Source organism: Comamonas faecalis (assembly GCF_039538025.1).
Taxonomy (GTDB): Bacteria; Pseudomonadota; Gammaproteobacteria; order Burkholderiales; family Burkholderiaceae_C; genus Comamonas_C; species Comamonas_C faecalis.
Genome location: NZ_BAABBP010000051.1, coordinates 1 through 11525 on the forward strand (window position 1 = coordinate 1; position 11525 = coordinate 11525).

The 11525-nt window shown below is 66.1% G+C and carries 12 protein-coding genes and 1 rRNA gene; 10 read left to right on the forward strand and 3 right to left on the reverse strand.

The window, feature by feature from the left end; all coding sequences use genetic code 11:
* The 7 genes from rrf to ABD767_RS16895 all read left to right on the forward strand — a co-directional run.
* A 5S ribosomal RNA gene (rrf, locus tag ABD767_RS16865) occupies positions 1–102 on the forward strand; the annotation flags it as partial.
* 78 nt (positions 103–180) lie between these two features.
* Positions 181–918 (forward strand): pseudouridine synthase, encoded by a 738-nt coding sequence (locus ABD767_RS16870; RefSeq protein ID WP_103046225.1) that lies wholly within the window; start codon positions 181–183, stop codon positions 916–918.
* 33 nt (positions 919–951) lie between these two features.
* Positions 952–1803, forward strand: coding sequence for an EI24 domain-containing protein (locus tag ABD767_RS16875; protein WP_103046224.1), 852 nt, complete (start codon positions 952–954; stop codon positions 1801–1803).
* The gene (locus tag ABD767_RS16880) at positions 1800–2621 is read left to right on the forward strand and encodes a molybdopterin-binding protein (RefSeq protein WP_103046223.1); all 822 of its coding nucleotides are present in this window, start codon (positions 1800–1802) and stop codon (positions 2619–2621) included. The genes ABD767_RS16875 and ABD767_RS16880 overlap by 4 nt, the downstream gene beginning before the upstream one ends.
* Positions 2622–2732: 111 nt before the next feature.
* The gene (glnA, locus tag ABD767_RS16885) at positions 2733–4148 is read left to right on the forward strand and encodes a type I glutamate--ammonia ligase (RefSeq protein WP_103046222.1); all 1416 of its coding nucleotides are present in this window, start codon (positions 2733–2735) and stop codon (positions 4146–4148) included.
* A gap of 97 nt (positions 4149–4245) precedes the next feature.
* Positions 4246–4746, forward strand: coding sequence for a hypothetical protein (locus tag ABD767_RS16890; protein ID WP_103046221.1), 501 nt, complete (start codon positions 4246–4248; stop codon positions 4744–4746).
* An 83-nt stretch (positions 4747–4829) separates the two neighbouring features.
* Positions 4830–5285, forward strand: coding sequence for a CopD family protein (locus tag ABD767_RS16895; RefSeq protein ID WP_344869981.1), 456 nt, complete (start codon positions 4830–4832; stop codon positions 5283–5285).
* Here the strand turns inward: ABD767_RS16895 and ABD767_RS16900 are convergent.
* From ABD767_RS16900 to ABD767_RS16910, 3 genes are read right to left on the reverse strand one after another with little or no spacing between them, the layout of a single operon-like run.
* On the reverse strand, positions 5236–7335 hold the full coding sequence (locus ABD767_RS16900; RefSeq protein WP_344869982.1) for a transglutaminase TgpA family protein: 2100 nt from the start codon (positions 7333–7335) through the stop codon (positions 5236–5238). The genes ABD767_RS16895 and ABD767_RS16900 overlap by 50 nt on opposite strands.
* Positions 7332–8357: a DUF58 domain-containing protein gene (locus ABD767_RS16905; RefSeq protein WP_344869983.1), complete on the reverse strand. Its 1026-nt coding sequence runs from the start codon at positions 8355–8357 to the stop codon at positions 7332–7334. Before ABD767_RS16905 ends, ABD767_RS16900 begins: the two co-directional genes overlap by 4 nt.
* Positions 8358–8373: 16 nt before the next feature.
* Positions 8374–9309 carry an AAA family ATPase gene (locus ABD767_RS16910; protein WP_344869984.1) on the reverse strand — a complete coding sequence of 312 codons (936 nt, stop codon included), beginning with the start codon at positions 9307–9309 and terminating at the stop codon, positions 8374–8376.
* 45 nt (positions 9310–9354) lie between these two features.
* Between ABD767_RS16910 and ABD767_RS16915 the strand changes: the two genes are divergently transcribed.
* From ABD767_RS16915 to ABD767_RS16925, 3 genes are all read left to right on the forward strand, one after another.
* Entirely contained in the window at positions 9355–10308 is a 954-nt protein-coding gene (locus tag ABD767_RS16915) for a histone deacetylase family protein (RefSeq protein WP_344869985.1), read from the forward strand.
* 31 nt (positions 10309–10339) lie between these two features.
* Positions 10340–11146 (forward strand): enoyl-CoA hydratase, encoded by an 807-nt coding sequence (locus ABD767_RS16920; RefSeq protein ID WP_344869986.1) that lies wholly within the window; start codon positions 10340–10342, stop codon positions 11144–11146.
* A gap of 174 nt (positions 11147–11320) precedes the next feature.
* Positions 11321–11525: electron transfer flavoprotein subunit beta/FixA family protein (locus ABD767_RS16925; protein ID WP_425549940.1), on the forward strand; the 205-nt coding region annotated here is incomplete at its 3' end.

Consider the following 11525-nt stretch of genomic DNA (forward strand, 5'->3'; position numbering starts at 1 on the left):
TAGCAAGTTGGAACCACCCCTTCCCATCCCGAACAGGACCGTGAAACAACTTCGCGCCGATGATAGTGCGGATCCCCGTGTGAAAGTAGGTCATCGTCAGGCTCTTATTAGACCAACCCCCAGTACGCAAAGCGTGCTGGGGGTTCGGCGTTTGGGGATTTCAAATACAGGTGCCGGTTGATGCAGCTTCAGGACATTCTTTATTCCCAGGGATTTGGCACGCGCCGCATTTGTGCGGGTTTGGTGCAGCAAAACCAGGTTCAGATTTCCTGGGCAGGTGAAAGCGAAGCACGGCCTTGTACCGATGCTGCGCAAGAGTTGAATCCGATCAATCTGGTTTTACGAGTGCAGGGTGTGGACTGGCCTGTACATGAGAAGGCGTTCATCATGCTCAACAAGCCCGCAGGCGTGGAGTGTTCGCAAAAGCCTTCGGTATGGCCAAGTGTGTATTCGTTGCTGCCGGCGCCTTTGCGTCAACGTCCCAGCAAGGGCAAAGTGGCCGGCGTGCAAGCAGTGGGGCGCCTTGATCAGGATACGACGGGCTTGCTTCTGCTCAGCGACGATGGGCAGTTCATCCACCGGATGGGGTCACCAAAAAAGCAGGTGGCAAAGCTTTATGAGGTGACGACCAAGCATCCCGTCCAGGAGCCTCAGATTCGACAGCTACTCGATGGTGTGGTGCTCGACGACGACCCCAAGCCCGTGCGCGCCGCAGGCTGCATGCAGCGCGGCATGCACCACATCGATTTGACGCTGACCGAAGGGAAATACCACCAGGTCAAAAGAATGATTGCTGCCGTCGGGAATCGTGTGGAGGCGCTGCATCGCTCACGCATTGGAGGCTTGGTGTTGCCGCCGGATCTTGCGCCTGGGCAGTGGCGTTGGCTTTCGTCTGCAGATCTCGCACTGTTGTCCTGATATGGCGAGGCGGGCGCGTTATGCTTGCGCCCCATGAATCTCTGGCTGGACTCTGCCTGGCGTGCCCTGCTGTATTGCCTGATGCCGCGCGTCATTGTCTTGACGTTGCTGCCGCTGCTCGTCATAACGCTGGCTTCCTGGGCTGCCTGGTACTTTTATTGGACGCCGGTGACCAGCGCAGCGCAGGCGTTGCTGGAGCATGCCTGGGGTATGCAGTGGCTGCTGGGGCACTTGCAGACCTGGGGCGTGAGCGGCGTTCCTGCCGTGTTGGCACCTCTTTTCGTCCTGATTCTGGCCATCCCGGTAATCATCATTGCCTGTTTGCTGCTGGTCACCCTGTGGCTCACGCCAAGTTTCGTGAATCTGGTGGCGCAGCGGCGCTTTCCTGATCTGGAGCGCAAGCAAGGCGGGACGTTGGCCAGCAGCTTGATGTGGGCGCTGGGGTCGACCGCGGCTGCGGTCATTGGCTTTGTGGTGTCGCTCCCGCTGTGGTTGATACCGCCATTGATTCTGATCCTGCCGCCGCTGATCTGGGGTTGGCTGACCTTTCGGATCATGGCGTTTGATGCGCTGGCTGAGCACGCCAGCCGCGAGGAGCGCAGGGATGTGCTGCGCCGCCACCGGCTGCCGCTGCTGCTGATGGGGGTGTGCACGGGCTTTCTCAGCGCGGCGCCGGGCATCGTCTGGATCTCGGGACTGCTGTTTGCAGCACTGTTTTTCGTCCTGATCCCGTTGGCGCTGTGGATTTACATGCTGATCTTTGCCTTCACCTCGCTGTGGTTCGCCCACTATTGCCTCGCCGCACTGGCGCAGCTGCGTGCGCTGCAGCAGCGCGATTTACCGCCGTCTGTATCCGCGTCGGTCTTGTCCGATGAGGTGCAATAACCATGCATTTCGGCCTGATCATCATTGGTGACGAAATCTTGTCGGGCAAGCGTCAGGACAAACACATGGCCAAGGTGATCGAACTGCTGGCGCAGCGCGGCCTGGCGTTGTCCCATGTGGACTATGTGGGCGATGACCGGCCGCGCATCACTGAGGCCTTGCGCCGGGCGTTTGCGTCGGGCGACCAGGTTTTCAGCTGCGGAGGCATTGGCGCCACGCCCGACGACCATACCCGCCAGTGCGCGGCGCAGGCGCTGCAGGTGCCGCTGCTGCCCCATCCGCAGGCCCAGGCGCTGATTCGCGAGCGAATGCAGGATACGGCGCGGGAGCAGGGCGTACCGTTCGAGCCCGAGCGTGCCGACAATGTGCAGCGGCTGCAAATGGGCGTGTTTCCGCAAGGCGCCAGCATCATTCCCAATCCGTACAACAAGATTCCGGGGTTCTCGTGCGCCGGTGCGAACGGCGGTGCGGTGCACTTCGCCCCCGGCTTCCCGGTCATGGCGTGGCCGATGATCGAATGGGTGCTGGAGCAGCGCTGCACGCAGTGGTTCCACCGCCAACCGCAACGCGAGCAGTCGGTCGTGCTGTATGGCGCGATGGAGTCGGTGCTGACGCCGCTGATGCTGCAGATCGAGGCGCGCCATCCAGGAGTGAGGGTTTTCAGCCTGCCCAGCGTCGATCACCCGGTACATGGCGCGCACATCGAGCTCGGGGTCAAGGGCGCGGCCGTGCTCGTGCCGCCGGCGTGGAATGAGCTGTTGCAAGCTTTGATCGCCACGGGACTGAGGATGGGGCCGCAAACAACGCGCGATTTGTAGTCGTGCGTGAATGGCGCCTGCCCTGCGCCTATAGAATTTCACCCTTTCAGGTGTCGACCGCCCCCCGCCGCTGGATGTGGGGCGTGCGACCGTTTTTTCTGGAGAACCTTGATGGCCAAAACCGTTGCAGACGTGATGAATATGGTGAAGGAGAACGAAGTCAAGTTTGTTGACTTGCGCTTCACCGATACGCGCGGCAAGGAGCATCACACGACGGTACCGGTGTCGCATTTCGATGAGGATAAGTTCACGGCCGGGCATGCGTTCGACGGCTCGTCCATGCCCGGCTGGAAGGGCATCGAAGCGTCGGACATGCAATTGATCCCCGATCCCGAGACGGCCAACATCGATCCGTTCTTCGAGGAAACCACGCTGATCCTGCAGTGCGACGTGGTCGAGCCCGGCGACGGCAAGGCCTATGAGCGCGATCCGCGTTCCATTGCCCGCCGTGCCGAGGCCTATCTGAAGGCTTCCGGGTTGGGCGATACCGCGTACTTCGGGCCCGAGCCGGAATTTTTCCTGTTCGACGGCGTGCGCTGGTGCAACGAGCCCGGGCGCGTGTTCTTCGAGATTGACGAGTACGAGGCGCCGTGGAACAGCGGTACCCGCCTGGAAGGCGGCAACCGTGGTCACCGCCCGGGCAACAAGGGCGGCTACATGCCGGTGCCTCCCGTGGACAGCACGCAGGACATGCGCGCCGAGATGGTGTTGCTGCTCGAGCAAATGGGCATTCCGGTGGAGGTCTTCCACCACGAGGTCGGCGGCGCCGGGCAGAACGAGATCGGCACGCGCTTCTCCACGCTGGTGCAGCGCGCCGACTGGACCCAGACCATGAAGTACGTGATCTGGAACGTCGCCAACGCCTACGGTAAGACGGCCACCTTCATGCCCAAGCCCTATGCGGGCGACAATGGATCGGGCATGCATGTGCACCAGTCGGTCTGGAAGGATGGCAAGAACCTCTTCGCCGGCGATGGCTACGCCGGCCTGTCGGACTTCGCGCTGTACTACATCGGCGGCCTGATCCAGCATGCCCGCGCGCTCAACGCGATCACCAACCCGACGACCAACAGCTACAAGCGACTGGTGCCGGGCTTCGAGGCGCCGGTCAAGCTCGCCTACAGCGCGCGCAACCGCTCGGCGTCGATCCGCATTCCCTACGTCGCCAATCCCAAGGCGCGCCGCGTCGAGGCGCGCTTCCCCGACCCGCTGGCCAATCCCTACCTGTGCTTTGCCGCGCTGCTGATGGCGGGCCTGGACGGTGTGGAGAACAAGATCCACCCGGGCGAGGCTGCAACCAAGGATCTGTACCACCTGCCGCCGGAGGAAGACCGGCTGGTACCGACGGTGTGCCACAGTCTGGATCAGGCGCTGGAGGCGCTGGATCGCGACCGCGGCTTCCTGACGCGTGGTGGCGTGTTCACCGACAGCATGCTCGACGCCTACATCGACGTGAAGATGGCCGAGGTGCAGCGCTTTCGCATGGCGCCCCATCCGCTGGAATACGAGATGTACTACTCGCTGTGACGCGCAGGCTGGCTCGTGCAGGCTGCGTCCACGGCTTGGGCGATACTGCGGATCCAATGAACATGGCATGGGCCCAGGGCCCGCAGGGAGGCCAACCATGAAGTTTCGATTCCTGGCAACCGTGCTGGCGGCTCTGTTGGCTGCGCTGGCGCAGCCGGCGCTGGCGCAGGACAAAATCTACCGCTGCGGCAACGAATACACCAACGATGCGGCGCAGGCGCGCGAGCGTGGCTGCAAGCAGGTGCAGGGCGGCAACGTGACGGTGCTGGAATCGACGCCCAAGGCCGCGCCTGCCGCATCGGCGGCGCCGGCCAGCCGTGCCGCCACGCCTGCCAATGCGCCGCGCGTGAGCGCTGACGACCAGCGCGCGCGCGACGCCGATGCGCGCGCCATTCTGGAGGCCGAGTTGCGCAAGACCGAGGCCCGAGCGCAGGAGTTGCGCGCCGAGTACAACGGCGGCACGCCCAACCGCACGGCGCTGGAGCTGCGCAATCCCCAGGGCTACGCCGAGCGCACCGCAGAGATCAAGGCGCAGCTCGACCGCGCAGAGGCCGACGCCGCGGGCATTCGCCGCGAGCTCGACCGCCTGAACAAATAACCCCCGCTGACTTCAGGCTGCCGCAGTTGCGGCGGCTGTGGCATGCGCTGCCGGGCGGCAGCCCGCACACCATCGTTTCACAGATGTACAACCTCCTGAAATTTCTGCACGTCCTGTCTATCGTTGCCTGGGTGGGCGGCCTGTTCTTTGCCGTCGGCCTGCTGTACCCGGCGCTGCGCCCGCTGGCCGAACAAGAGCGCGTGGCCAGCCTGGCGCGCGTGATGCAGCGCTTTCTGCCTGCCGTCGCCATTGCGGCGCTGCTGGCCCTGCTCAGCGGCCTGGGCATGATCGGCATGGTGTCGTTTCATGCAGACGGCGGCTTTCGGATGCCGCTGGCCTGGACGCTGATGTCAACGCTGGGCCTGGTAATGATGGCGCTGCTGGTCTACCAGTACTTCGGTTTGTTCGACCGCCTGGAGCAGCGCGCGGCCGCAGGCGACTGGGCTGCGGCCGCCAGCGTGCTGGCGCGCCTGCGCACCGGGCTGGCCATTACCCTGGCGCTGGGTGTCGCGACGGTTGCTGTGGTGTTTCTGGCCTGACGGCGGCTCGCCCGGGGGCGGGCCAGCGCAGGCGGCGCCATTGGCGTTGCAGCTGCCGCAGGCTGCGCTCTGGATGGTCTGAAAAGCGTGCCTGCTCCAGCGCCAGCAGCCAGAGCACGACGTCGTCCGCGTCGCCGCCGAAATATCCATGGGCTTGTGTGGCCAGGCTGCGCGCCGGCAAGTGGGGCGGCAAGGCCAGGCCGGCGCGCGCAAGCCGTGCGCGGGTACGTGTCAGCAAACGCTGCCAGGGGTTGTGGTGGTGGCGCTCCCACAGCGCCCAGCCGCCGATCAGGGCGGCCGCGCCCAGCACGCCCAGGCCCAGCAGGCGTACCAGGTCGCGCCAGTCGGGCGCGGACATGCCCAGCGCCTTGAGCAGGTCGAGCTGGCTCTCCTGCGTGTAGTTCAGCACCCACTGGTTCCAGCGGTTGTCCGCCGCCTCCCACAGCGCGCGCAGTTGTAGCAGCAGGCCGGGTGCCACCACGTTGCGCACGGCAGTGCCAAGCGCGCCGCGTGGTGCCTGCAGGCGCTCGAAGCGTTCGATGCGCTCGGGCGCAATGGCTGCCGTCGGGTCGACGCGCACCCAGCCGCGCTCGTGCATCCAGACTTCGGCCCAGGCATGGGCGTCGCTCTGGCGCACGGTCCAGTAGCCGTCGATGGTGTTCATCTGCCCGCCCTGGTAGCCGGTGACGATGCGCGCCGGAATCTCCATGGCTCGCATCAGCACCACGAAGGCCGAGGCGATGTGCTCGCAAAACCCCGCCTGGCGGTCGAACCAGAAGGTGTCGGCAGTGTCCTCGCCGTACACCCCGGGCTGCAGCGTGTAGCGGTAGTCGCCCGTGTGCAGGTGTTGCAGCACGGCGCCCACCAGCGCGGGCGTGCCGCCTTCGGTCAGTTGTGGGTCGGCGCGCAATTGCGCGGCCCACTGGCGGGTGCGCGGGTCGGACTGGGGCGGCAACTGCAGATAGGGGCGCAGGCTGGCGTCTGCCTGCTGCGGACCGTGGCGAAACTGCAGATGGCTTTGCGCCTGGTAGCGCAGCACGCTGACGATGGGGCGCGTCGTGCGCCAGTGCAGGTCGGGCGCCATCAGCGCGACCCAGCCATGAGGCATGCCGGGCGGCTGCAGCGCCGCGTCCAGCGTGAACAGCCAGCTGCGCTGGCTGGGTTCGAGCGTGACCTCGTAGCGAAGCGGCGGGCCTGCCACGCTCAGCCGGGCGGGGGCGGGCGCCGCCCAAGTGGTCGTTTGCGCCTGGGGCGTGCCCAGCGCGTACCAGTCACGCCCGTTGAAGGCACTGAGCACCGGGCCACGAAAGTACAGGCTGGACTGCGGCGGCGGCTGGCCGCCCGGGGTGTCGAACCGCACCCGCAGCGCCACGCTGTCGTCCAGCGCCAGTTGCGCCAGATCACCCACGTGCATCTCGCCCGACAGGCCGCTGAGCCCGCTCATCTTGTCCGCCGGCAGGCTCCACAGCGGGGCCATGCGCGGAAACAGAAGGAACAGCGCCAGCATGACGGGTGTGCCCATTGCAGCCAGGGCGACAGCGGTGCGCAGCGACGCGATCAGCGGTGGGCGGCCAACGATGCGGTGCACGTTGACCAGCGTAGTCAACAGGCCCATTAGCGCCAGCACGATGAGCAGCGCGGTGGCCAGCGATTGCGAGAAGAAGAAATTGGCCAGCAGCGTAAACAGGCCCAGAAAGAACACCACCATGGCGTCGCGCCGCGCACGCAGTTCCAGGGTCTTGAGCGCCAGCAGCATCGCGACCAGCGTCACGCCGGCGTCCGGCCCCAGGATGGTGCGGTAGCTGCGCCATGTCAGCGCCACCGCCAGGGCCAGCAGTGCCGCCATGACCCAGCGCCCGGGCAATGGGCGCTGGCGCCAGGCCAGCCAGCCGCGCCATAGCAGCAGCGTGGCCGCCATCAGCAGTGACCACGTCGGGATTTCGCCCGCCAGTGGCACCAGGCAGGCGGCCACCACGCACAGCAGAAACAGTGTGTCGCGGCTGTCGCGCGGCAGCGCGTGCAAGCGGGCGCTCAGGTGTTGCGTGCTCATCTGTCGGGTGCCGTGGCTGCGCGGTGCATGGGCGTGGTGTCAGCGGTTTCATGCAGCGCCAGTGCCTGCAGGCAGCGGCTGCGCTGGGCCGACCCGCTGCTCGGCTCGATGCGAGTGGCCGGGCCCAGGCGCAGGCCATAGGGCAAGTCCAGCCGATCGGCCTGCAGCACCCAGGCGGCCAGGCGCGACAGGCGCGCCTCGGTTCCGGGAACGCCGGTGGCTGCCAGGTCCAGCCACAGCTGGCGGCGATGCGAGGCCTGTCTGTCCCGGCTGACCAGCTCGCCCGCGCCGGTGGCCAGCAGGTTGGCGGCCTTCTTCCAGACGATCAGGCGCTGGGCGTCGCCGCGGCGGTAGGCGCGCACGCCGTCGGCTTCTTCCTGCCCGCCCAGCGGCGTGGCCAGGCCGGTGCCGGGCTGCGGCGTGCCTTGTGGCAGCGCCGGCGCCGGAGCCTCGGGGCGGGGGTAGACCAGCACCTGCGCGGCCGGACGCCACAACGCCCATACGCGGAACGCGCCCAGCGGGTAGCGCGTCTGCAACCGCAGCACCGGCACCGCCTGCAGCCCGCGCTGGCGCGGCGTGAAGGCGATGGCCATGCTGGTGCTGCTCTGGCCCGGCACGTCGACCCAGCTCCACTGGCCGCTGCCCTGCACCGACACGCCGACCGCATGGCGCGGGCGCCGGCGCGTGTTGGTCAGCTGCAGTTGCAGTTGGGCCGCCGCGCCCAAAAAAGTGGGCGCGGGCGGCGCCAGGTGCAGCTGCAGGCCGCGCAGCGTCGCGTGGCTCACCACCATGCCGGCGGCCACGGTGCCGGCGAGCAGAAAGGTCAGCAGATAGCCCAGGTTGAGCTGGAAGTTGATCGACGCGATGAGCAGCACCAGCAGCGTCAGCGCCAGCATCCAGCCCGCGCCGGTGGGCAGGATGTAGACCATGCGCTGGGTCAGCTGCAGGCTGTCGCTGCGCGGCAGGCGCGCAAGCCACCATTGGTGCCAGCGCTGGCGCGCAAGAGCGGTTGGGGAGGGCATGTGGGCAGATAGGCTTTCAGGGCAGCGGCGTCGCCTCGACCATGGCCTGCAGCTGGGCGACTGCGCTGCGCCCGGATTCGCCCACGGGCACCAGGCGGTGCGCCATGGTCTGGACGATGATGGCCTGCACGTCGTCGGGCGCCACGTAGTCGCGCCCGGCCATCAGCGCCTGCGCCTTGGCAGCGCGTACCAGCGCAATGCCGGCGCGCGGCGACAGGCCCTGCACAAACCACTGGCCAGAGCGGGTGGCCGCGATCAGGTCTTGCACGTAGTCGAGCAGTGGCCCGGCCGTGTGCACCGCCTGCACCTGCTGCTGCAGGCCGGCCAGCGCCGCTTCGTCGAGCAGCGCCGGCAGCGTGTCGGCCAGCGTGCGCCTATCCTGGCCGGCCAGCAGCTGGCGCTCGGCGCTGCGATCGGGATAGCCCAGCGAGATGCACATCAGGAAGCGGTCGAGCTGGCTCTCGGGCAGGGCGAACGTACCCAGCTGGTCCTGTGGGTTCTGCGTGGCAATGACTAAGAATGGTGCGGGCAGGGCGTGGGTGCTGCCCTCGGCCGTCACCTGTTTTTCCTCCATGGCTTCGAGCAGCGCGCTCTGGGTGCGCGGGCTGGCGCGGTTGATCTCGTCGGCCAGCAGCACTTGCGTGAACACCGGCCCCGGGTGGAACACGAAGGCCTGCTGTTCCCGCTCGTAGACCGACACGCCCGTCAGGTCGCTGGGCATCAGGTCGGAGGTGAACTGCACACGCGCAAACTGCAGCCCAAAGCTGCGCGCCAGGGCGTGTGCCAGCGTGGTTTTGCCGACACCAGGAACGTCTTCGATCAACAGGTGGCCACCGGCCAGCAGGCAGGCCACGCAGTCGCGTATCTGTAAGGATTTCCCGGCAATCACCATGTTAAGCTGATCCAGGAGCATCTGGATTTGCGCGCGCGCCTGCGTGAGTTGTGCATCCATGGTGCGACGTTATCCGAAAAATACGAGGGACAAAGGGGATTGCTCGTGGGCGCCACAGGCTATTACACACACCGTGATTGCTGGAAGCACGAAATGGGCCCGGGCCACCCCGAATGCCCGGCGCGACTGGATGCGATCGAGGATCGCCTTCTGATCAGCGGCGTGATGTCGGCGCTGGATCACCGCGACGCGCCGCTGGCCGCGCTCAACGACATCGACCTGGCCCACGACCGCATGTACACCGCCGCGCTGCGCGGCCTGTCCGAGCGGCTCAAGGAGGAGCAGGACGCAGGTGGACCGCCCTATGTGCAGATCGACACCGACACCGCGATGAACCGTCACACCTGGACGGCAGCGCTGCGCTCGACCGGCGCCGCGCTGGCGGCCACCGACGCGGTCATTGCCGGCGAGCTGGAAAACGCCTTCTGCAGCGTGCGCCCACCCGGCCACCACGCCACGCGCGACAAGGCCATGGGTTTCTGTTTTTTCAGCAACGTGGCGATCGCCGCCAAATACGCGCTGGAGCGCCACCATCTCAAGCGCGTGGCCGTCATCGATTTTGACGTGCACCACGGCAACGGCACCGAAGACATCCTCAGCGGCGACGAGCGCGCGCTGATGGTCAGCATCTTCCAGCACCCGTTCTTCCCGTACAGCGGCGACCAGAACCCGGCGCCCAACATGCTCAACGTGCCGGTGCCCGCCTATACCAAGGGCATGGACGTGCGCGACATCGTCGAGATGATGTGGATCCCGCGCCTGGAGGCGTTCAGGCCCGAGATGATCTTCATCAGCGCAGGCTTTGACGCCCACCGCGAGGACGACATGGGCCAGCTCGGCTTGACCGAGCAGGACTACACCTGGATCACGATGCGCATCAAGGACATTGCGCGGCGCTTCTCCAGCAACCGCATCGTCTCCTGCCTGGAAGGGGGCTACATGCTGGGGCCGCTGGCGCGCAGCGTCGAAGCCCATGTGCGCGTGCTGGCCGACCTATAACCTTCGCCGCCCGATCGAGAGAGGCAATGCCATGACCTATCCCACCACCACGGCACAGTCGCTGCTGCAGGTCGCACGCGACGCGCGCGGCGTGGTCACGCTCACGCTGAATGACCCCAAGCGCTTCAACGCTCTGGGCAGCGAGATGCTGGCCGCGCTGCAGCAGGCGCTCGACGCCATCGCGCAGGACGAGGGTGCGCGCGTCGTCGTGCTGGCCGCCGAAGGCAAGGCGTTTTGCGCCGGCCACAACCTCAAGGACATGGCGCAGCACCCTGAGCTGTCGTGGTACCAGCAGCTGTTCGCGCAGTGCTCGCGCGTCATGCTCTCCATTCACAAGCTGAGCGTGCCGGTCATTGCCCGCGTGCAAGGCATGGCTACGGCGGCCGGCTGCCAGCTGGTGGCGCAGTGTGACCTGGCCGTGGCCAGCGAAGGCGCCAGCTTTGCCACCAGCGGCATTCACTACGGGTTGTTCTGCTCCACGCCCAGCGTGCCACTGGTGCGCAACGTGCCGGCCAAGCGGGCGATGGAGATGCTGCTGACCGGAGACTTCATCGACGCGCGCACCGCGCTGGAGCAGGGGCTGGTCAACCGCGTCGTGCCGCAGGACGCGCTCGATGCCGAGATGGAAAAACTGGTGTGCTCCATTCTGGAAAAGCCGCGCACCGCGGTGGCCATGGGCAAGGCACTGGTCTACCAGCAGCGCGAGTTGGGGATTGATGCTGCCTACCAGCTCGCTGGCCAGACCATGGCCACCAACATGATGGACGAAGCCGCGCAGGAGGGCGCGCGCGCCTTTGCCGAAAAGCGCCCGCCCGCATGGAAGCCGCAAGCGCACTGATGCTTGTCATTCAAGCGACTCCAGAGCATTTCTGCGTATCGCATAATCCATAAAAGCACGATCGTTCTATTCCTGCCTCTCTGGATCCTGGAGCGATTCTGATCGGGGCGCTTGTGTTGCACCCTACAATCATTCAGTTAACGTAAACGTCAAATCAAGCAAGGAGCCGCAGTCATGAAGGTCTTGGTCCCCGTCAAACGCGTGGTCGACTACAACGTCAAAGTGCGCGTCAAGAGCGATGGCACGGGCGTAGACATCGCCAACGTCAAGATGAGCATGAACCCCTTTGACGAGATTGCCGTCGAAGAGGCCGTACGCCTCAAGGAAAAAGGCGCCGCCACCGAAGTCATCGCCGTCAGCTGTGGCGTGGCGCAATGCC